Source organism: Pseudomonas sp. IT-P2 (genome assembly GCF_949767575.1).
GTDB lineage: Bacteria > Pseudomonadota > Gammaproteobacteria > Pseudomonadales > Pseudomonadaceae > Aquipseudomonas > Aquipseudomonas pharyngis.
Genome location: NZ_CATKQA010000033.1, coordinates 319,101 through 340,262 on the forward strand (window position 1 = coordinate 319,101; position 21,162 = coordinate 340,262).

Below are 21,162 nucleotides of genomic sequence, written 5' to 3' on the forward strand. Positions count from 1 at the left end.
ATGGCTGAGGTTCTGAACTTCGAGCACAACGGCATTACCGTCAATGCCACCGAATCCCCCGAGGCCATGGGTGGCCTGGGCGACAACGTCATCGGTCTGGTCGGCACCGCGCCGAAAGCCGATCCGCTGATTCCGCGTAACGCACCGTTTCGCATCAACAGCTTCACCACCCACGCACTGCTCGATCCGACCGGTTCGGAAGAGGGGACCCTGTACCACGCGGTTTACCAGATCCTCAAAGTGGTCAAGGTGCCGGTGTACGTGGTGATCGTCGAAGCAGGCGCAACCCCGGCCGATACTGTCAACGCGGTAATCGGCGGTGTTGAACCGGCCACCGGCCGCAAGCTCGGTCTGGCGGCACTGGGCAGCGTCCCTGAAGACCTGACCATCATCGGCGCGCCGGGCTTTACCGGCACCAAAGCTGTGGCCAGCGAGTTCGCCTCGTTCGGCAAGCGCATCAAGGCCCGTGTGGTGCTGGACGGCAAGGACGTCTCGGTCGCCGATCAGGTGCTGTACAGCCAGGAACTGGGCGGCGCTGACCTCGGTTTCGATCGTTGCCTGGTGGTGCACAACATGCCTGCCGTGTACTCGAAAGCCGCGAAGAAAAACGTGTTCCTCGCGCCATCCAGCCTGGCGATTGCCGCGCTGGCCAAGGTCAAGCAGTGGGAAAGCCCGGGCAACCAGGTGACCTACGCCGAAGACGTGTCGCGGGTCGTTGAATACAACATCCTCGACACCTCCACCGAAGGCGATCTGCTCAACCGCTACGGCGTCAGCTATTACGCCCGCACCATCCTTGGCGGCTTCTCGCTGCTGGGCAACCGTTCGATCACCGGCAAGTTCATCAGCTACGTCGGTCTGGAAGACGCGATCAGCCGCAAGCTGGTGAAGGCCGGCCAGAAAGCCATGGCCAAGAACCTGACCAAGTCGTTCATGGATCAGGAGGTCAAGCGCATCAACGACTGGCTGCAGACCCTGGTCGCCGACGAAACCATTCCCGGCGGCAGCGTGTACCTGCACCCGGAACTCAACAGCGTCGAGAAATACAAGAACGGCACCTGGTACGTGGTCATCGACTACGGCCGCTACGCGCCGAACGAACACATGGTTTATCAACTCAACGCCCGCGATGAAATCATCGAGCAGTTCCTGGAGGACGTTCTCTAATGTTTACCAACCGTAATCGCCAGGCCATCGCGGCCACCCTGCAAGGCCTGCCGCTGTCGGCGACCGTGGAGGAATTCACCCCGCCGAAGATCGAATTCGATGTGGAAAACATGACGGGCGGGCGCTTCATCGTCGAGGAAATGGCCAAGAGCGCCAAGGCACTCGGCGCCAAGCTGATCCTGCAGGGCACCGGCCCGGAAATCATGCTTGCACTGGGTGTGAAGCTGGGCGAAGACATCCTGCTGAACGTGCGCGAAGCCGGTCAGGATCAGGACGGCAACACCTGGTTCACCTACCACACCGTGGGCGGCAAGCTGAAGATCCTCGATGAGGGCACGATCAAAATGGGCGAGAAACCCAAGACCACGCTGGAGCTCTCCTGCCGGACTTACACCCGCCTGGAAAACGGCGTTCCGGTGATCGACATCGACGTGCGTACCCAGAAGTTCGTCCTCAACGGCGTCGACATCCTCGGTGATGCCCGTCGTGCGGTGCTGATGCCGTAAGCCTCGGCCAAAGGCAATCACAAAACCCTGCGGGAGTGGGCAAACCCCGCTCCCACAAGGGACTGCAACACCCCCTCAAGAATTACCAAGGAATTCATACATGTCGTGGATGCCACCCAAGCATGACCTGCTGTCGCCGATCACCGGTGACGACGGCTCGCAGATCGAATCGATCCAGCTCAAGCCGCTGTTCTACGCCGCCCAGAAAGAAGCGCTGGAACGCGCAGGCGACGATGAAGACGACCAGTTCTTTGAACTGGCGCTGCTGGCCACCGGCTTGTCGGTCAAGGAACTCGACCAGCTCAAGCGCCCGGACTACGTGACCATCGCGCAGTACGTGCACGAATTCTCGACCCGTCCGGCGTCGTTCTTTCTCGACCAGGTCGAAGACGCGGAACAGTCCGACGATCCCGATCAGGTGCAACTGCTGTTGCCGCTCGCCGTCACCGGCCGCACCGTGACTTCGCTGAGTCTGGAAATGCCGGCGCTGCGGGCCACCAAAGTGATGAAGAAACTGAAAACGGCCAAGGAACGCGCCGAGTTCATCACCGCCCATTGCACCGGCCTGATGATCCCCGATCTGGCCCTGTTGAGCGTGCCGGACTGGACGCAATTGCAGGTGCGCATCGACGATTTTTTAAACCAGCCGGCGGCCTTCTTTCAGAACGCGACATCGAAGTAATCCTCGATATCGTGCCGCTCATTTACCCGGTAAGTGAGGCGGAAATTCTGGAGTGGGACGCCGAAAAGGCGTTGCGCCGCTACGACATAGCGATCACTCGCCTTGGCGTGAAACAGGAGTAGAGCGGCATGGCAGATACGAAGTATGCGCCGATGCTCGCCAGCGAGACTGGAAGCATGGCGTTCGGCAACGCCAGACTGGCGGGCGGATCGATAGCGCCAGACAGTCTCGGCACACCGCTGGTGGATTTGAGTCTGGCACTGGCTATGGCCAGTGCCGATATCCGATTGCTGACCCAGGAACAGGTCAAGCTTCGAGAAGTGCTGGCCGCCCAACAGTCGTTATTCAAGGCTGGCACTGCAGCACCTGCGACGAGCGAGTCGAAGTCCAAACTCAAGGCAGAGGTAGAGCAACGCTCACCGCTCAAGTTCATGCAGGCCTCAATGGCCAACCAAATGGCACTGCTTGAACTCAATCAGATCGTGAAGCTGGACAAGGATCAACTTCGGGCGTTGTCACAAGACACCCAGAAGATGACCAGTGACAAGCAGGTCGCTCCGAGCGGGGCGACCGCTGTGGATCTGCTGAAGGTTCAACTGGCAGCGGCCAGGTCCGGTGTTGGCGAAGGTCTTGAAGGCAAGGCGAAAGCCGACGCTCTGACCGGATTTGCTCGCGACGCCGCCATCAACGCCTCGGCATTCGGTGTTGATGTAAAAACGGCTAGCGAAATGATGCTGGCGTGGCAGTCGGCGATGAAACTTGATCGCACGCAAAGCCAGCGGTTGGCCGATGCGACCAACTTTCTGGGACACAGCGGGCTGGATGCCAAAGCCGCCGACATCGGCTCCGTTGTTCAGAGCTCCGGCGAAAAAGCGATGGCCACGGGGCTCAAACCTGAACAGATTGCTGCATTTGCCGCCGCTTTTCTCAACAGTGGCGCAGACAAGGCCAGTGCCGGTGCCGGGCTGAATGCGTTCACCGCGGTACTGGCCAAGGGCGAGGCAGCGACACAAGAGCAGCGCGCTGCCTGGGCACAGTTGGGCGTTGAAGGCCTGACACCTGAGACCGTGGCCAGCGGAATGCGCACGGACGCCCCGGCGACTATCAATCAGTTATTGGAAGCGCTCAAGGGCAAATCAGACGAGAAAGAGCGGGCGTCACTGACGAAGGCTCTCTTCGGTAACGATGATGCGATCGTTAAATTGTTGAACAAGCCTGAGGACGTGCAGAAGGCGTTTTCTCTGGTTCCTGGCCAAGACCCGAAGTCGGAATCGAAACCCGGGTACGTCGGTTCTGTGGCCAAAACGGCCACGGAGCTGGGTGAGACTTCGCAAGGGCGATGGAATGCGCTCGACGGGACTGTGACCCGATTGACCACGGCTCTGGGTGGCTCACTGACCAATCTGTTTGATGGTGTGGTGGTCGGTCTGGACGTTGTAGCCGGTGGAATAAGCAGCTTTGCCGAAGAGCAACCAAAGGCCACGGCAGCCCTGCTCGCACTGGCAGGGGTGATCGCTGTTTCCCGGGGGGCGCAAATCAAGGTTGCGATGGCTTCGGCCATGCGTAATGCAGCAACGAAGCTTCTGGTGACGGCGGGGGCGGGTCCCATCATCGATGTGGTGGATCGTGCAGCCGGCGTTGGACCCGATGGCAAACCTGTTGCTGCTGGATCTACCGATAACGCCTCTGCCAATTCGCCTGAGCAAAAGACGAAAAAGCAGAAGAAGGGAGGGAAGGCAAAGTCCGGTGCGAAGGCGGATGTGAAGTTGGCTGCGACTGTGGAGGCGTCGCCTCAGACATGGGGCAGCCGCTTTAAAGACGCGAACAGCGCAGCCAAAGAATTTACCAAGTCCAATGCGCTTTTGACGTTGGTCACTGCGGTTCCCGATGTGATCAAAGGCGTAGAGGATGGCGACAACAAAGCGGTAGGCGGAGCAATCGGTTCGGCGGGCGGAAGCCTGGCGGGCGGCTATGCCGGCGCCGTGGCGGGCGCGATGATCGGCAGCTTCGTTCCGATTATCGGCACCGCGATCGGCGGCTTGGTGGGCGGCATCATCGGCAGCACCGCGGGCAGCATGGGTGGTTCGTGGCTGGGTGAAAAGCTTGCCCCCGAATCAGACAAAGACAAGCTTTCCCCACCGGCTGAAGTTGCCAAAAGTCTTTCCAGTGCGCAGACACAGAACCAGAGTGTTTCGTTCTCGCCGCTGATCCAGGTCACCTGTCCTGCCCCCGACACTGCCCAACAGATTCATTCGATTATCGAGCAACAAATCTCCGGTCAATTCCATGGCCAATTCATGCCGCTGCTGATGGGCGGCAACCCACTCGGGACGCGTCGTGATGCAGCCCTGACTGACGGAGCCGGTACATGAAACAACAAATGGCACTGGGCAGTTTCATCTTTGGCCTGTCACGCGGTTTTGCCTACAGCAGTTTTCTGCGCAAGTCCGATGGCGGCTGGACGGAGCTGCAGATCCTCACCAGCAAACCCAAGTCGCACCAGACGGGACAGAAGCCCGAGACCCTGACCATCACCGGCAGATCAATGTACGCGGTGGCCATGGATCGGCTGGATGAGCTGCGGGCGCTGCAAGCCCTTCGTGTGCCGCTGCCGCTGATTGATGGCATCGGCCGCAACTGGGGTTTGTGGCGGATTACCACGGTTCAGGAAACCCAGACCTGCATCATCGATGATGGTACGGCGATGGTGGTCGACTGGACCCTCGAATTGTCGGAGTTCAACAATGCGTAAGGTACGAAGCGTGGCCGGTGACTCGGTGAATCTGTTGCTGTACCGCGAAACCGGTCGCAGCGATGACAGCGCCGAAGAAGCCCTGTGGACACTCAACCCGACCCTGGCCGAGCACGGCCCGATCCTGCCGGCAGGTGTCTGGGTGACGCTGCCGGAGCTCGACTCGAAACCGGCTGCAATCAAACCGGTTCTGGCCTGGGATTAAGGAGGCTGCATGGCACAGGGATTTACGCCGGCGATTGAAATCTACGGCGCCAACAAGGACCTGCTGAACCAGCGCCTGATCAGTTGGGAACACATCGATGCCGCCGGGATGGAGTCCGATCAACTGACGCTGGTGCTCGATCTGGAAGGCCTTGAAGGCTTGCCGACCCTGGGCGGAACCATCGGCCTGCGGGTGGGCTATCTGGAGACCGGACTGGTCGAAAAGGGCCAGTTCAAGGTGACCCGACTGACGCCGACGCTGTTCCCACTGCGCCTGACGCTTGTCGCGACCGCCGCGCCTTTCAGCGGCAAGGACGACACCGGATTCAAGGAACGGCGCACGGCCAGTCATGGCCCTATAACCCTTGGCGGACTGTTTCGCGAGCTGGTCTCGAGACACGGATTCTCGCCGCGCGTGGATCCCGAACTGGCGCTGATCAGGATCGCTCATGTCGACCAGTCGAACGAAACCGACATGGGCTTCATCACACGCCTGGCGAAAAAGTACGACGCGGTGGCCAAACCGTTCAACGACCTCTATGTACTGGCGAAACCGGCGCAGCTCAAAAACCTGTCGGGCCAGGTGATACCGGACGTCAGGCTGTCGGTGACCCAAAACAATCGGCCGGGCGATCACGCCTTCATCAGCGCCACGCTGGAAGAAACCGCCCGCACCCAGAATCAGGGTTGCAAAACCTCATTCTGGGACGGTGCTCTCGGCAAGCTGCGGGAGGTGATCACCGGTTCCGAACCCTACAAGGTCATTCGCCAGAAACTGGCCAGCGAAGAAGAAGCCAAAGCCATCGGCGAGGCCGAAGTGCGCAAGATGCTGCGCGAGAAATACAAGCTGAAGGTCACCTGCCCGGGCGATCCACTGCTGGCAGCCGAAGGTCTGCTGGTACTCGACGATACCTGGCCGGACTTCATGCGCGGTCGCTGGTCGATTGAAAAGGTCACGGCCAGCGGCAAGCGCGAGGAAAGCTATCGCTGCCTGATCGAAGCGACCGGCCGGGATCCCGAGGCAAAAGCCAAGGACTGATCCTCCGATCTCACCGCCACACGCATCACTGTGGCCACTCCCACATCCTGGAACGCTCCCCATGAAGATCTCTCCGATCCTCACGCAGCTGCGTGCGCAATGCCCAAGCCTTGCCGGCCATATCGCGACAGGTGTCGACCTGGCGCTGCTGCAAGACGACCCGAATCTGCCGATGCCCTCGGCCCATGTTTTACCGCTGTCGGACGTAGCCAGCGCCAGCTCTTCACAGAACTCCCTCAGCCAACCGATCCGCGACCGCTTCGAAATCATCCTGGCACTCGATGCCACGGACGCCACAAAAGCGCTGGATCTGTTGCACGACCTGCGCGCCGAACTGTGGCGTGCACTGGTGGGTTTCAAACCCGATTCCAACTACAGCGCCATCGTTTATGACGGCGGCGAAACGGTCTCGATCAACAGCAGCCGCGCGTTCTACCGGCTGCGCTTTTTTGCCGAGTTCCAGCTGGGCCGCAATCTGCCAAGTCAGCCTGCGGAGAGTTGGCACGAACGCGAACTGGACGGTTTGTCGTCCTTTACCGGGGCCACCGTGCGGGTCGATGCGATCGACCCGGCCGACCCCAACCTGAAACGCCCGGGCCCTGACGGGCGCGTGGAAATGACTTTCTCTGGAGACGTAACCCCATGAGCAACCGCATCACCGTAGTGCCGGCCCCTGGCCGTGCCGTGCCGGACCCGGAAGCCGGCGACCTGCTGCCACTGGAAGGCCGTGAAGTGCTGGACAGCGCCTGGTGGCGCCGGCGTCTGGCCGACGGCGATATCACCCTCAAAACCGCAACAGCCAAACAAAAGGGAGCCAAATAATGGCGATCGGATTCAGTAACATCCCTGCGGACATTCGTGTACCGCTGTTCTATGCCGAAATGGACAACTCGGCCGCCAATAGCGCGTCCTCGTCCATGCGTCGCCTGATCGTGGCGCAGGTCAACGACAACATCGCTCCGAGCGAAGTCGGCAAACTGGTGCTGGTCTCCAGCGTGGCGCTGGCCAAGAGCATTGGCGGCCAGGGCTCGATGCTCGCCTCGATGTACGAGACCTTCCGCAAGGCCGACCCGATCGGTGAGATCTGGTGCCTGCCGCTGCACAACGCCACCGGCGCCATCGCCAAAGGCGTGCTGACCCTGACCGGCACCGCGACTCAGGCCGGCGTGCTCAACCTGTATGTCGGCGGCGTCCGCGTTCAGGCCACTGTGGTCAACGGTGCCACTGCGGCACAAGCGGCGACTGCCCTGGCACAGAAAATCAACGCCACCGCCGATCTGCCGGTGAGCGCAGCAGCGGCCGAAGGCGTCGTCACTCTGAACGCCAAATGGACCGGCGAGAGCGGCAACGACATCAGCCTGCAATTCAATCGCCTGGGCAAGAGCAACGGTGAAGAAACCCCGGCCGGCCTGACCACCGCAATCACCGCCATGACCGGCGGCGTCGGTGTGCCTGACCAGGTTGAAGCGGTTGCTGCACTGGGTGATGAGCCGTTCGAGTTCATCACACTGCCATGGTCCGACCTGGCCACCCTCAACACCTGGCAAGCGGTCATGGACGACAGCACCGGTCGCTGGTCGTGGGCCAAACAACTGTTCGGTCACGTTTACAGCGCCAAGCGCGGCACCGTCGGCACGCTGGTGGCAGCCGGTCAGGCACGCAACGACCAGCACATGACCATTCAGGCGCTGGAACCGGGCGTTCCGCAACCGGTGTGGGTACAAGCTGCAGCACTGGCCGCGCGCACGGCGGTGTTCATCTCCGCCGACGCCAGCCGTCCGACCCAGAGCGGCAGTCTGCCGGGCGTCGATCCGGCCCCGGCGAGCGAGCGCTTCACCCTGACCGAACGTCAGTCGCTGCTCAACTACGGCATCGCCACCGCGTACTACGAAGGCGGCTACGTGCGCATCCAGCGCTCGATTACCACCTACCAGAAAAACGCCTACGGCCAGGCTGACAACTCGTACCTGGACAGCGAAACCATGCACCAGTCGGCGTTCATCGTGCGTCGTCTGCAAAGCGTGATCACCAGCAAGTACGGTCGCCACAAACTGGCTTCCGACGGCACCCGTTTTGGCGCCGGCCAGCCGATCGTCACCCCGGCGACCATTCGCGGTGAGCTGATCGCCCAGTACGCCAAGCTCGAACTCGAAGGCCACGTGGAAAACGCCGAGCTGTTCGCCGAGCACCTGATCGTCGAGCGCGACGTGCAGGACCCGAGCCGCGTGAACGTGCTGTTCCCGCCGGATTACATCAACGGTCTGCGCGTGTTCGCACTGCTCAACCAGTTCCGCCTGCAGTACGACGACGTCGCCTGATCGGCTCGTCTGACACTGTGATTTCAGCCCACCTTGCGTGGGCTTTTTATTTGAAGGGAGTAACACCATGGGTCAACTGATTGCAGGCACCTGCTACGTCAAAGTCGACGGTGCACAACTGACTATCAATGGCGGCTGCGAAGCCCCGCTGATGGCCGTCAAACGCGAAACCGTCGTGCCGGGCTTCTATAAGGAAACCGACATCGCGCCATCGTTCAAGGTGACCGCGCTGCACACCGCCGACTTCCCGCTGAAGAAGCTGATCGAAGGCACCGACATCACCGTCACCTGCGAATTCAGCAACGGCAAAGTCTACGTACTGGCCGGTGCCTACCTGGTCGAAGAGCCCGTCTCCAAAGGCGATGACGCCACCATCGAACTGAAATTCGAAGGCATCAAGGGGACCTGGCAATGAGCGGCGCCGTGAAGCTTCAGGTTGCGATCGAAGCTCACGGCGAGCCCCTGACCGAACTCGTCCTGCGCCGTCCGACGGTGCAGGAAGTGCGAGCGATCAAGGCGCTGCCGTACAAGATCGACAAGAGCGAAGAGGTCAGCCTCGACATGGACGTGGCGGCCAAATACATCGCCGTGTGCGCCGGCATTCCGCCGTCGTCGGTCAACCAGCTGGATCTGGCTGACCTCAACGCGCTGAGCTGGGCCGTTGCGAGTTTTTTCATGAGTGCGGCGTCGGAGCCATCACCGACCTGATTTCGGTCGCCTATGACCTGGCCTGGTTCTGGAAGGTTGACCCCGAACAGATGATGGCCAGGCCACTGGATGTGCTTCGCGAATCGCTGGAGCACGCGCAACGGATCAATGCGATGCAGCAGGTGCAGTGATGGCAGAAGAAACCAAAGCTAAAGCGTCGGTGCTGCTTACGGGCATCGACGAACTGTCACCCAAACTCGGCGCCCTGCGAGTGAAGGTCGATGACTTCAAGAAAAACCTCGAACAGACCGGCCTCGGCAAACTGGACATCAGCGGTCTGTTCAAGGGCGGCAGCGTGATTACGCCGTTCGTGGACGGCATCAAATCGGCTGCGGCGTTTCAGGGCAAGCTTGCCGAGGTCAGCGAGACGGCGAAAACCGTCGACCTGCCGGACACGCCCAAAGCCGCCGCGCAGAACATGAACGTGTTCAGCGCATCCATGGAGAAGGTATCCGCTGCGGTGGACGCCGCACTGGTGCCGGCGGTGGGCGCATTGGTCGTCGGGCTGGAGCCGATGCTGACCCAGGTCGGCAGCCTGCTGGCCGACAACCCGAAACTGGTCGAAGGGCTGGCGGCGGGGGCAATTGCGTTTTCCACCATGCAAACCGCCGTCACCGGCATGACCCAGGTGATGGACGTCATGAGCATGGTGCTCAAGACCAACCCGATCATGCTGATCGCCATGGGCGTTGCGCTGGCGGCCGGTTTGATCGTGGCCAACTGGACACCAATTTCCGCGTTCTTCACCGGATTGTGGGAGGGCGTGAAAAACGCCGGAGCCAGTGCAATGGCGACGTTGCGCTCGGTACTCGACTGGCGGCCGCTGCAGGCACTGGCGGCGCTGTGGGAACCGGTCACGGGGTTCTTCTCGGGAATCTGGGACAAGGTCAAGGTCGTGACCGCGCCGGTGATCGACTTCTTCAAGTCGGTTTTCTCGTGGTCGCCCGCCGGCATGATCCTGGAAAACTGGGGACCGCTGACGGGACTGTTTTCGGCGATCTGGGAACTGCTCAAGGCCTTGAGTGTGCCGGTGATGGCGTTCCTCAGAAACCTGTTTGACTTCTCGCCAATGCAGATGATCGACAGTGCATGGGGTGGTGTGGTCCGGTTCTTCGAACCGATGTTCAGCAGCCTGCGAAAAGCCGCGCAACCGGCCAAAGAATTCCTGGTGTCGTTGTTCGACTTCTCGCCGATGCAGATGATCACCAGCGCTTGGGGCGGTGTTGTTGCGTACTTCCAGCCGGTGTGGACGACGCTGCAATCGGCCGTGCAAAGCACCCGGGATACGTTGCGGGCACTGTTCGATTTTTTCCCGATGGAAATGATCACCAGCGCCTGGGGTGGTGTTGTCGGATTCTTCGAACCGATCTGGACGGCACTGCAAACGTCAGTGCAACAGGTCAAAGGCTTTTTCACCGGTCTGTTCGAGTGGTCGCCGCTGGAGCAGATTGCGCAGTACTGGCAGCCCATCGGTGAGGTTTTCTCGGCGCTGTGGGGTGTTGTGCTGGCGCTGTCCGCGCCGGTCGTGGATTTTTTGCACGGCCTGTTTGAATGGAAACCCCTGGATCAGCTCATTGAGAGCTGGGGGCCGATTGTCGGGTGGTTCGGCGAGCTGTGGCAAAAGCTGCAAACCGTCATCGCACCGATCAAGGAACTGTTCGACGGTGGCTTCGCCGGGCTGATCGCCAAGGTCACCGGCAAGGTCGAAACCCTGACCGAAGCGCAACGCCAGACCAATGCCGAAGGCAAGGGTGAACTGGCGCCGGCATTTTTCGGTGCCAGCTCGAAACCCGAGGGCGGCAGTGCGTTGCAGGGCGGCTCGTTGCCGCAATCTTCCAGCGCACTGATCCAGCAAAGCGCCGCCAACAACCGTACGCAACTCGAAGGCGGCCTGACGGTGCGCTTCGAAAACGCACCGGCGGGGCTGCGCACCGATCAACCGCAAACCAATCAACCGGGGCTGGCGCTCAATTCGCGCATCGGCTATCGCTCGCTGTCCATGGGAGGTTCCAATGAACTGGCGTGACCGTTTGTTGCCGGCATCCTTTCGCGGTGTCGGCTTCTGGATCGACCAGGCGAAAACCCCGGTCGGTCGCAAGGGGCAGTTGCACGAATACCCGCAACGCGACCTGCCGTTTTTCGAGGACCTCGGCCAGCAGGCCAAGACCCACGACCTGACGGCGTTCATCATCGGTGCCGATTGCCTGGAGCAGCGCGACAAGCTGCTCCAGGCCCTGGAACAGGGCAGCGGCGAACTGGTGCATCCGTGGCTGGGGCGCTTGCAGGTCAAGGTCGGCGAGTGCGACATGACCCATACCCGCCAGGACGGCGGGATGGTGACGTTCAGTCTGAAGTTCTACCCGGACCGACCGCTGCCGTTTCCGACGGCGACGGTCAGCACGCAAAAAGTCCTGCTGATCAAGGCCGAAGGTTTACTCGGCTCGGCGGTGGCGCGCTTCGAACAGGCGATGACCCTGATCAAGGCGGCGCGGATCGGCATCGCCAATCTGCGCAACAGCCTCACCGGCGTGTACGACGTGATCAAGGAGCAGTTGAAGCCGCTGATCGCGCAGTACAAGCAGATCACCGAGCTGGTCAGGGCGGTGAAGGAATTGCCCAAAGAAGTGGCGGCGGAGTTCAAGGGGTTGCTCGGCGATATCAAGGAGCTGAAAGCATTCGCGAAGGAGGGCTACCGTGGCGTGATTGCCGACGTGTCCCAACAGATCGAAGCCATCCGCAAGGCCGACGCGCCGAAAATCACCACCGGCAAGGACACCAACGCCGCCGCGCAGGCGATGGCCAACCTGGTGCAGGACACCCTGATCGTCAAAGTGGCGCAATGGGTGGCCTCGATGCCGGTGGCGTCGACGCCGGTGAAACTGACCTCGACACCTTCGCTGGACCAGCAATCGAAGCAGCCGGTCACGCGTCAGGAAGTGCCGGTCACCGACGATCTGCAAACGCTGCAAAAAGAGTTGAACGAAGCGCTGCAAAAGGCCCAGGACAAGGCCGACCCCGCGCACTACCAGGCCATCGCCGATGTGAAGGAAGCGCTGATCGCGCACCTCAAGGCCGTGGCTTCATCCGGTGTGCGACTGGTCAGCAAAACCTTTCAGGAAACCTTTCCGGCAGTGGTCGTGGCCTACAAACAGTTTGGCGACGCCACCCGTGTGACCGAGGTCATTCAGCGCAACGGTCTGTCTCATCCGAGCTTCCCACCCAACGAAGTCAAAGTTTCCAGGGAGTGAGCCATGAGTGAGATGGACAACCGCGTCACGCTGACCGTCAACAACATGGAATACGGCGGCTGGAAAAGCGTGCAGATCACCGCGGACCTGGAGCGCCAGTTCCGCACCTTCAAACTCGACATCACCTGGCAATGGCCGGGGCAGACCGTGGATCAGCGGATCAAGGCCGGCGACCCGTGCGAAGTGCGGATCGGCCAGGATCTGGTGCTCACCGGTTATGTGTTCAAGGCCCCGATCAGCTATGACGGGCGGCAGATCAGCCTGAGCATCGAAGGCAGTTCCAAGACCCAGGATCTGGTCGATTGTGCGGCGCGAAACATCCCCGGCCAATGGCAGGAACAGCCGCTGTTGAACATCGTCCAGGCCCTGGCCGGGGAATACTCGCAGTTTGTGGTCAACGAAATTCCCGAGACCGCGCGCCTGAGCAAACACACCATCGTCCCGGGTGAAACCGTGTTTCAGTCGATCGACCGTCTGCTCTCGCTGTACCGGGTGTTTTCCACCGATGACGCCGAAGGTCGGCTGGTGCTGGCCAAACCGGGCAGCGGCGGCCGCGCGAGCGATGCGCTGGAGCTGGGCAAGAACATTCTCTCGGCCAATGCGCCGATGGATCACAGCCAGGTGTTCTCCGAATACAAGGTGATCGGCCAGCAAAAGGGCAACGACAAGAAGAGCGGGGCGGCGGTCAGCGAGGTTGAATCCAGCGCCACCGACCTGAGCTTCAAGCGTCGGCGCACCACGATCATCAACGAAGGCTCGCAACTGACGTTCGAACTGGCCCAGCAGCGGGCCCAGTGGGAAAGCGCCACGCGCATGGGCCGGGCGCTGACCACCACGTATCAGGTGCAGGGCTGGCGCCAGTCCAACGGCGATCTGTGGCGCCACAACACGCTGGTGAAGGTCAAGGATCCGGTACTCGGTTTCGATGGCGACATGCTGATCTCCAAGGTGACGTATTCGCTGTCGGCACAAGGCGCGGTGACCACGCTGCAAGTGGCGCCGCCGCATACCTTCGACGCCAATCCGACCCCACCGAAAAAAGCCTGAGCCGGCACCTCCCTCCAAGGAAACCCTATGAGCCTACTGACACGCCTGCTGGCGCGCGGCACTGTCGTGCTCGCCAATTCGGCATCCAAGCTGCAATCGCTGCAAATGCGCCTCACCGCCGGTGAAGTGAACGACGACATGGAGCACTTCGAACCCTACGGCTTCACCAGCCACCCGCTGGCCGGTGCCGAAGGCGTCGTCACGTTTCTCGGCGGCGACCGTTCCCACGCCATCGCCCTGGTGGTCGCCGACCGCCGTTACCGCCTGCAATCGCTGGCGGCCGGCGAGGTGGCGATCTACACCGACGAGGGCGACAAAATTCACTTCAAGCGGGGGCGGATCATCGACATCGAAACCGCCACGCTCAACATCCGCGCCAGCACCGCGGTGAACTTCGACACGCCGGTAATCAACCAGACCGGCAAGATCGTCTCCACCGGCGATCAGGTGGCCGGCGGCATCAGCCAGATCAAACACGTGCACGTTGGCGTGCAGGCCGGCAATGGCCAGACCGGCGCGCCGGCGGGAGGTCAGTGATGCTTTTCAGTCAGAACCTCCACGCCGCGCTGACCCGTGCGGTGCTGATCAGCCTGTTCACCTGGCGCCGTGCCGCCGACGACGATGCCCTCGACGACGAGGAGCGTTTCGGCTGGTGGGGCGACACCTTTCCCACCGTGGCTGACGATCGCATCGGCTCACGGCTGTGGCTGTTGCGCCGGGTCAAGCTGACCCGCCAGACCCAGATGGACGCCGAGTTCTATGCCCGCGAAGCCTTGCAATGGCTGATCGACGACGGCCATTGCAGCGCCATCGACATCATCAGCGAACGCCTCGACGCCCAGCGCCTGAACCTGCGCACGGTCCTGACCCTGGCCGACGGCGAGCGCCTGGACATCAACCCCGATAACAGTTGGCAGGTGATCTATGCCGTTTGAAACCCCTTCGCTGCCGGTGCTGATCAAGCGCACCCAAAGCGACCTGGCCGGCGATTCGCTGCGCCAGTCCGATGCGCAAGTCCTGGCCCGCACACTCGGCGGCGCCGCTTATGGTCTGTACGGCTACCTCGACTGGATTGCCGAGCAGATCCTGCCCGACACCGCCGATGAATCGACCCTGGAACGCATCGCCGCACTGCGCCTGAACCAGCCGCGCAAACCGGCGCAGGTCGCCACCGGCACAGTCAGCTTCAGCGCCACGGCGGGTGCGGTGCTGGACGCCGATACGTTGCTGCAGTCGAGTGACGGTCGCACCTTCAAAGTCACCGCCACCCGCACCACCGTCAATGGCGTCAACAGCACCAGCATCGCCGCGCTGGAGGCCGGCAGCCTGGGCAATGCCGAGGCCGGGCTGGCGCTGACGCCGGTGCAGCCGATCACCGGCGTAGTCGGCAACAGTTTTGTGGTGCTGGCGCCGGGACTGAACGGCGGCGTGGCGCGGGAAAGCCTGGAGTCGTTGCGCTCGCGGGTCATTCGTTCCTATCGCGTGATCCCCCACGGCGGTTCGGCCAGCGACTACGAGACCTGGGCGCTGGAAGTGCCGGGCGTGACTCGTGCCTGGTGCCGAGGCGGCTTCCTCGGGCCGGGCACCGTCGGCGTGTACATCATGCGCGACGACGATCCGCAACCGGTGCCGAATGCCGATCAACTGGCCGAAGTGCAGGCCTACATTGAGCCGTTGCGCCCGGTGACCGCCGAAGTGCATGTACGTCCGCCGGTGCAGAAGCCGGTGACCTATCAACTGAAGCTGACCCCCGACACCACCGCCGTGCGCGCCGCCGTCGAAACCCAACTGCGCGATCTGCATAACCGCGAAGCCGACCTGGGCGAGGATCTGTTGATCAGCCACATCCGCGAAGCGATCAGCAGCGCGGCGGGTGAAACCGATCACGTGCTGTCGGCGCCGGTGGCGAACGTGGTCGCGGGTGACAGCGAACTGCTCACCTTCGGGGGTTGCGTATGGCTGCCATAAGAACCGCCGCGCAATACCAGGCGCAACTGCGCGCCTTGCTGCCGAGCGGTCCGGCGTGGGATCCGGAGCGCGTGCCGGAGCTTGAGGAAGTGCTGCAAGGCGTCGCCGTCGAACTGGCGCGCCTCGACGCCCGCGCCGCCGACCTGCTCAACGAGATGGACCCGGCCGGCGTCAGCGAACTGGTACCGGACTGGGAACAGGTGATGAACCTGCCCGACCCGTGCCTCGGCGCCACGCCGCTGTTCGACGACCGTCGCCTCGCCGTGCGCCGCCGCTTGCTGGCGGTCGGCAGCCAGGCCGTCGGCTACTACCTGGAAATCGCCAAAAGCCAGGGTTACCCCAACGCCACCATCACCGAACTCGAAGCCCCGCGCATGGGCCGTTCGCGTTTCGGCGCAGCGCATTGGGGCACCTGGGAAGCGCAGTTCATGTGGACGCTCAACACTGGCGGCCGCTTGCTGCTCGGCCGGCGTTATGGCGCGAGTTACTGGGGCGAACGCTTCGGCGTGAATCCGGGCTCGGCGCTGGAGTGCCTGATTCATCGGGCGGCACCGGCGCATACCAAGGTGCACATCAACTATGACTAGGGAATAGCGCAATGGATTATCCGAAGAGTGTCCCCAGCGCCGGTCTGGTGAACGGGAAATTTATCGATGAAAACCCGTTGACCGGGACGCCGGGGTCGCTGATCCCCGCTGACTGGGGCAACGGCGTTACGCAAGAAATCATCAATGTGATCAAGGCTGGGGATCTGACCCCGGACGAGAAGAAATACGATCAGTTGTTGCAGGCGATTCAGAGCGTTTCGGCCAAGGGCTGGAATCAGGATCTGGCGTTGCCTTTGGCAGCGTTGCCGTTGCCAACAGTTGCCACGACGGATGCACGGATGCCGATTACGCCAGCGGCCGCATCGACCAGTGGCGGGCGAGTGTCGGTGCCGGCGGGTGTTTACGTCAGCATCGGTCAGGAAGTGGTGGCGGGGCAGTTGGGACGCTCGCGAACGTTCACCACTCAGGCCTGGAGCAGCGCCGATCTGTTGCCGAGTTCGGGTTACTTTCTGCGAGCGCAGGTGGTGGGTGGTGCGCTGACGTTTTACATGCAGCGCGGGACGATTTATGACGCCAGCCCTGATGGCTTGAAGGGGACGGTCAATGGTGCGGCGGGGGGTGGGTTCCAGTCGACACCGCTGGATATCTGTCTCGCGTGGGTAGTCACGGCGGGTCCAGGATCTGTGCCGATTGTCCGGCAGATCTACAACCGTAACCGGTTGTCCTGGACTCAAGTGGTCAATGGCAATGGCGTGGTCTATCTGCCGCTTGACCCTCATGCGCGAACAGCGCGTCTGGTGGTCGGGAATCCGACCCCACACCCGACGGCTATCACTGATGTGTCGTTTGCACCGGGCGGCTGGCTGGGAGGGAATTACTGTTTCCTCAATCCGACTATCAGTACGTCCAATAATTGGGACGGTTGGGGAACGGCAGGCGCATCGGTGGGAATCTTCACCAGTAACGTCGTCAACGACACCACGCTTTCAACGTTGACGGCCGGTTTCGATCACTCGGAACTGCGTTCGCTGTGGCAGGTGTACCAAGCCGAGCACACCTGGAACGCAGGGAATGCCGCCAGTGACGAATTGCTATTCGGGATGGGGATCAAAAGTTTTTCTCAAACCGATTATTCGAACGGCATAGCAGTCAATTTCACGGCGGCCGTGAATGTGCATTTGTCTTGGGAGTTGATCCGATGAACATCATTCAGGAACTGCATCAATTCGAAGACGGCTTGCGTCCGGTACCACCTTCTGCCGCCCATGACTGGGACGGTGAGCAATGGCTTGCCAGCGCTGACAAAGCCGCGTTACTGGAGCAGCAGGAAACCGAACGCCTGTGCGCCGGGGTCGATGCCGTCGCCGACAGTGCGCGCACGACTTTGGCCGGCGATCCGCTCAAAGCCCTGGAATACGCCCAGGCTGCCATTGACGCTCAGGCCTTCCAGGACGCCGGCTACCCGAAAAAGGAAGTACCGCTGTCCGTCGCCGCGTGGGTTGCCAAGGGCCGTTCGGCGAAGCAGTCGGCCGAGCAGATTCTGGACAAGGCCGCCCAGCTCAGCGACAGCCTGCTGACCCTGCGCACCTTGCGCCTGAAGGCCAAGACCCAGATTCGTGCTTGCGCAGGCAAAGGTCAGATGGATCAGGCCCGAGCTGCCGCCGATGAGGCGCTGCAGGCCATTCGTGAACTGACCGCCAACCCGGCCTCGTAACCGCAATCGCATCACCCAAGCCCACTTCATTGTGGGCTTTTTATTTTCAGGAACAGAGACGTCTGCGTCGCGGCGAAAGCTTGCGCGCGGCCACGTTTCATTTGTCATTACAGAGGAACGAGCACCCATGGATTACCCAAAAAGTGTCCCCAGCGTCGGCCTGGTCGATGGCCGCTTCGTCGATGAAAACCCGGTGGCGGGAACGCCCGGGTCGTTGATTCCGGCGGTGTGGGGCAATGCGGTCACAGAGGAAATCCTCAACGTTGTCACTGGAGCGGGACTGACTCCTGCTGAAGGTGACAACCAGCAATTACTCAAAGCCTTGCAATCGCTGTTGGCATTGGCCAGCCCGATGGCAACATCTGTCACCAGCGTATCGGCCTCCAAAGCGCTGGCGGCAAATGAGCTCGGACTGCTGCTGGTCAACGCGAGCAGCGGTGCGACCACCATCAGCCTGCCGCCGGCGAACCTCACATTGGGGGTTCGAGACGTCATCGTGCGCCGGGTCGACAACTCGACGTCGCGATTGGCAGTGCGTGCTTCAGGCACCGACACAATCAGATTTCACACCCACCTAGCGGCTGCCGGCTATCCCTTTTTTTTGCTGATGGGCTCGGGTGACTGGTGGCATTTGCGAAGTGACGGCGCAGGCAGTTGGTGGCCGATCGGACGATTCGACGGTACGCCTTTGGGCCGGACTGTCTTCGAGACAACCGCACTGCTCAACCCCGGAGGATACGGTCCACTTAACGGAGCGGTATTCAGTCGCAGCGACTGGCCGTGGCTGTGGGATCACGCCCAGCAATCCGGCGCACTGACCACCGAGGCTGCGAGGGTTGGGGCTGAGGGCGGCTGGACCAGTGGAGACGGCACGTTGACCTTTCGCGGGCCGGAAGGTCGAGGTGAATTCATCAGGGTGTGTGATGAGGGACGCGGGATTGATGCCGGCCGCTCGACTGGCAGTTGGCAGGTCGACCTGTTCCGCTCTCATCGGCACGAACTCAAAAGCGACATGCTCGGTGTCCCGCTGGTGTCGGCACAGAACGCGGCGCCTGATGCCTTGTTCAATCAGGCCAACATCAGTCTGGGGTTTACCGAAAACACGGGCGGCTCCGAAACTCGCCCGCGAAACATGGCCTATCCGGGCCGCATCAAATTGATATGAGGTGTTCATGACTTACTACTACGTGTTTGACGAAACGACCCGAGAAATTTTCGGCCCTGTCGAATTGCCGATTGTGCCGGGTATGGGTGTCCAGTTACCGGGCAATGCATTTGAATTGCCGCAATTATTGCCTGCCGCCGAGCCCGGCCATGTCTGGGTCTGGCGTGATGGCGCAGCATTGCAATTGATCGATTTGCGCAATCGCCTGGTTTATCGCAAAGACAGTGGCATTCCTCTCTACTGGAACGAACTCGGTCCGCTGCCCGAGTACCTGACGGCCATACCGCGACCTGGCGAGTATTACGTCTGGGGCACCGATGACTGGGTGCACGATGCCGCAGCCGAGCGCGAGGGCCTGGTTTACGAGGCCGACGTCGAACGTGACAAGCGCCTGCGCGACGTGGTCATTCGTGTTGCACCTCTGCAATACGCTTATGAGTTGGGCGAGGCGACCAGCGACCAATTGACCACTCTGCAAGCCTTGAAACGCTACACCGTCACGTTGGCGCAGATTGAGCTGCAACCGGGTTATCCATCGACCATCGACTGGCCCGTCGCGCCTGCAAGATTTGTTATCTCGCCCGCTGCATAACTGAATCCAATCCCTTATCAACCTTACAGGCGGCCAAGTGCTGCCGGCATTCTGCTGCCTGTAAAACATCGGAAGTGTTGACGTGGACTATCCCAAAAGCATCCCCGGCGTCGGCCTGGTCAACGGCGGTTTTGTCGATGAAAACCCGGTTGCCGGCACGCCCGGATCATTGATCCCCGCCGCCTGGGGCAACAGCGTCACGCAAGAAATTCTCAACGCCATCAAGGCCGCCGGACTGACGCCGGACGAGAGCAAGACCAATCAGTTGGCAACGGCCATTGGCGCTCTGGTCGACTTTACCAAACTGAAAAACACCCCGACCACGCTGGCGGGCTACGGCATCACCGATGCAGTGGGGCGGTTGTTGGCGGTCAGGCAGATCGAGACGGTCGGGATCACAGTTTACAAGCCGAACCCGAGGGCCAAACGGATTCGCGTGCGGTTGGTCGGGGCGGGAGGTTCTGGGGGCGGATGCGAACCTGTTCCGACAGGCACTCAAATTCTCGGCGGTGGTGGCGGGTCCGGCGCGTATGCGGAAAGCCTGTATGACGTCACCGCGCAAATGCTCGCCGGCGTACCGGTTTCGCTGGGCGCCGGGGGCGCCGTCAGCAACACCACGGGCCTTGCGGGCGGCGGCGCTTCCTTTGGTAGCTACATGAGTGTTTCGGGAGGTGGTGGCGGGCAGAAACTGGGGATCGTGGTCACGGGCACTTCGTCAGGATTCATTCAGGGCGGGGTTGGTGGATTACTGGCTGGAGGCAATCTCTGCAGTGCTCGCGGTATCACCGGAGGTTTCGGAATGAGCAACGCCAATTGGGGGGTGCTGTCGGGTTGCGGAGCTCCGAGTCCGTTCGATGGTGGTGGCCCTTTCAGTGGGTCAAACACCGTTGGCAATGCAGGTGTTCGAGGTTCGGGCGGCAGTGGTTCCTGCTCGGTTCACGCTTCTGCGTCAATCGTGAGCGGCGCCGGCGGCAATGCCTTCTGTGAAATCTGGGAGTACGAGTAATGGCCCGTTATGCACGCATTGAAAACGGTGTCGCGGTCGAAGTGATCGACACCGGTGACTATGCGATCGAGCAACTGTTTGCGCCTGCTTTCGTCGCGGCGATGGTGCAGGTGCCCGAGGGTGTGAGCGTCGAAATCGGCGCGCCGATGCCCGAGGCGGCTCGCGCTATCGAGCCTTTGCGGGAACCGCAAAGTCCTGTCATCGCTCAACCCCCAATGGTCGAGGACAAGGAGCCTCTGGCGGCAGAGCGAGTCTGGCGCCAGTCCGCGCTCGCAGCCACCGAATGGCAAGTCACCCGCCACCGCGACGAGCAGGAACTGGGACGCGGAACAACGCTCAAGGCCCAGCAGTATCTGGAGTTGCTCGAATACCGCCAGGCGTTGCGCGACTGGCCAGGTGCCGGCGCATTTCCGTCCTCCGTTTTACGGCCGTCAGCGCCCCAATGGCTGGCCACGGACATTGGCTGAAGCCCTCACACAACCCATGAATTCAGATAAG

Annotated in this window: 25 protein-coding genes; all 25 read left to right on the top strand. The window is 61.5% G+C overall.

Translation table 11 applies throughout. From position 1 onward, the window contains the following. The 25 genes from ACM6JM_RS17560 to ACM6JM_RS17680 all read left to right on the top strand — a co-directional run bounded on the left by ACM6JM_RS17560 (position 1) and on the right by ACM6JM_RS17680 (position 21,131). Positions 1-1,167 (top strand): hypothetical protein, encoded by a 1,167-nt coding sequence (locus ACM6JM_RS17560; RefSeq protein WP_064379034.1) that lies wholly within the window; start codon positions 1-3, stop codon positions 1,165-1,167. After that, positions 1,167-1,673 carry a phage major tail tube protein gene (locus ACM6JM_RS17565; protein ID WP_064379035.1) on the top strand — a complete coding sequence of 169 codons (507 nt, stop codon included), beginning with the start codon at positions 1,167-1,169 and terminating at the stop codon, positions 1,671-1,673. The genes ACM6JM_RS17560 and ACM6JM_RS17565 overlap by 1 nt, the downstream gene beginning before the upstream one ends. 100 nt (positions 1,674-1,773) lie before the next feature. Further along, complete coding sequence (locus ACM6JM_RS17570; RefSeq protein WP_102686571.1) at positions 1,774-2,355, top strand: phage tail assembly protein; 582 nt, start codon at positions 1,774-1,776, stop codon at positions 2,353-2,355. Between the two features lie 128 nt (positions 2,356-2,483). Continuing rightward, positions 2,484-4,727 carry a phage tail tape measure protein gene (locus tag ACM6JM_RS17575; RefSeq protein WP_414882262.1) on the top strand — a complete coding sequence of 748 codons (2,244 nt, stop codon included), beginning with the start codon at positions 2,484-2,486 and terminating at the stop codon, positions 4,725-4,727. Beyond that, entirely contained in the window at positions 4,724-5,107 is a 384-nt protein-coding gene (locus tag ACM6JM_RS17580) for a phage tail protein (protein ID WP_210711086.1), read from the top strand. The genes ACM6JM_RS17575 and ACM6JM_RS17580 overlap by 4 nt, the downstream gene beginning before the upstream one ends. Then, positions 5,100-5,312 (top strand): tail protein X, encoded by a 213-nt coding sequence (locus tag ACM6JM_RS17585; protein WP_007954888.1) that lies wholly within the window; start codon positions 5,100-5,102, stop codon positions 5,310-5,312. Before ACM6JM_RS17580 ends, ACM6JM_RS17585 begins: the two co-directional genes overlap by 8 nt. Before the next feature lie 9 nt (positions 5,313-5,321). Beyond that, entirely contained in the window at positions 5,322-6,350 is a 1,029-nt protein-coding gene (locus tag ACM6JM_RS17590) for a phage late control D family protein (RefSeq protein ID WP_414882263.1), read from the top strand. Between the two features lie 61 nt (positions 6,351-6,411). Continuing rightward, entirely contained in the window at positions 6,412-6,996 is a 585-nt protein-coding gene (locus ACM6JM_RS17595) for a hypothetical protein (RefSeq protein ID WP_039771252.1), read from the top strand. Continuing rightward, on the top strand, positions 6,993-7,172 hold the full coding sequence (locus ACM6JM_RS17600; protein ID WP_039771254.1) for a DUF2635 domain-containing protein: 180 nt from the start codon (positions 6,993-6,995) through the stop codon (positions 7,170-7,172). Before ACM6JM_RS17595 ends, ACM6JM_RS17600 begins: the two co-directional genes overlap by 4 nt. Beyond that, positions 7,172-8,668: a phage tail sheath subtilisin-like domain-containing protein gene (locus tag ACM6JM_RS17605; protein WP_103386539.1), complete on the top strand. Its 1,497-nt coding sequence runs from the start codon at positions 7,172-7,174 to the stop codon at positions 8,666-8,668. The genes ACM6JM_RS17600 and ACM6JM_RS17605 overlap by 1 nt, the downstream gene beginning before the upstream one ends. 67 nt (positions 8,669-8,735) lie before the next feature. After that, positions 8,736-9,083 (top strand): phage tail tube protein, encoded by a 348-nt coding sequence (locus tag ACM6JM_RS17610; protein WP_007908779.1) that lies wholly within the window; start codon positions 8,736-8,738, stop codon positions 9,081-9,083. After that, positions 9,080-9,376, top strand: coding sequence for a phage tail assembly protein (locus ACM6JM_RS17615; RefSeq protein WP_003222226.1), 297 nt, complete (start codon positions 9,080-9,082; stop codon positions 9,374-9,376). The genes ACM6JM_RS17610 and ACM6JM_RS17615 overlap by 4 nt, the downstream gene beginning before the upstream one ends. Positions 9,377-9,506: 130 nt before the next feature. Beyond that, positions 9,507-11,402: a phage tail protein gene (locus tag ACM6JM_RS17620; protein WP_414882264.1), complete on the top strand. Its 1,896-nt coding sequence runs from the start codon at positions 9,507-9,509 to the stop codon at positions 11,400-11,402. Continuing rightward, positions 11,389-12,624 (top strand): DNA circularization protein, encoded by a 1,236-nt coding sequence (locus ACM6JM_RS17625; RefSeq protein WP_039771262.1) that lies wholly within the window; start codon positions 11,389-11,391, stop codon positions 12,622-12,624. The genes ACM6JM_RS17620 and ACM6JM_RS17625 overlap by 14 nt, the downstream gene beginning before the upstream one ends. 3 nt (positions 12,625-12,627) lie before the next feature. Beyond that, complete coding sequence (locus ACM6JM_RS17630; protein WP_414882265.1) at positions 12,628-13,671, top strand: phage baseplate assembly protein; 1,044 nt, start codon at positions 12,628-12,630, stop codon at positions 13,669-13,671. 27 nt (positions 13,672-13,698) lie between these two features. Continuing rightward, complete coding sequence (locus ACM6JM_RS17635) at positions 13,699-14,208, top strand: phage baseplate assembly protein V (RefSeq protein WP_414882266.1); 510 nt, start codon at positions 13,699-13,701, stop codon at positions 14,206-14,208. Then, a complete protein-coding gene (locus ACM6JM_RS17640; protein WP_007954906.1) occupies positions 14,208-14,606 on the top strand; it encodes a phage GP46 family protein in 399 nt (132 codons plus the stop codon). Before ACM6JM_RS17635 ends, ACM6JM_RS17640 begins: the two co-directional genes overlap by 1 nt. Then, on the top strand, positions 14,596-15,639 hold the full coding sequence (locus ACM6JM_RS17645; protein ID WP_414882267.1) for a baseplate J/gp47 family protein: 1,044 nt from the start codon (positions 14,596-14,598) through the stop codon (positions 15,637-15,639). Before ACM6JM_RS17640 ends, ACM6JM_RS17645 begins: the two co-directional genes overlap by 11 nt. Next, complete coding sequence (locus ACM6JM_RS17650) at positions 15,627-16,226, top strand: YmfQ family protein (RefSeq protein WP_011332730.1); 600 nt, start codon at positions 15,627-15,629, stop codon at positions 16,224-16,226. Before ACM6JM_RS17645 ends, ACM6JM_RS17650 begins: the two co-directional genes overlap by 13 nt. Positions 16,227-16,237: 11 nt before the next feature. Continuing rightward, entirely contained in the window at positions 16,238-17,389 is a 1,152-nt protein-coding gene (locus ACM6JM_RS17655; protein WP_085612321.1) for a phage tail protein, read from the top strand. Then, entirely contained in the window at positions 17,386-17,901 is a 516-nt protein-coding gene (locus ACM6JM_RS17660; protein WP_103386535.1) for a phage tail protein, read from the top strand. The genes ACM6JM_RS17655 and ACM6JM_RS17660 overlap by 4 nt, the downstream gene beginning before the upstream one ends. A gap of 127 nt (positions 17,902-18,028) precedes the next feature. Beyond that, the gene (locus ACM6JM_RS17665; protein WP_103386534.1) at positions 18,029-19,066 is read left to right on the top strand and encodes a phage tail protein; all 1,038 of its coding nucleotides are present in this window, start codon (positions 18,029-18,031) and stop codon (positions 19,064-19,066) included. A gap of 7 nt (positions 19,067-19,073) precedes the next feature. Further along, complete coding sequence (locus ACM6JM_RS17670; RefSeq protein WP_103386533.1) at positions 19,074-19,658, top strand: tail fiber assembly protein; 585 nt, start codon at positions 19,074-19,076, stop codon at positions 19,656-19,658. An 82-nt stretch (positions 19,659-19,740) separates the two neighbouring features. Next, a complete protein-coding gene (locus ACM6JM_RS17675) occupies positions 19,741-20,664 on the top strand; it encodes a hypothetical protein (RefSeq protein ID WP_414882268.1) in 924 nt (307 codons plus the stop codon). Further along, entirely contained in the window at positions 20,664-21,131 is a 468-nt protein-coding gene (locus ACM6JM_RS17680) for a phage tail assembly chaperone (RefSeq protein WP_103386531.1), read from the top strand. The genes ACM6JM_RS17675 and ACM6JM_RS17680 overlap by 1 nt, the downstream gene beginning before the upstream one ends. Positions 21,132-21,162: the final 31 nt, after the last annotated feature.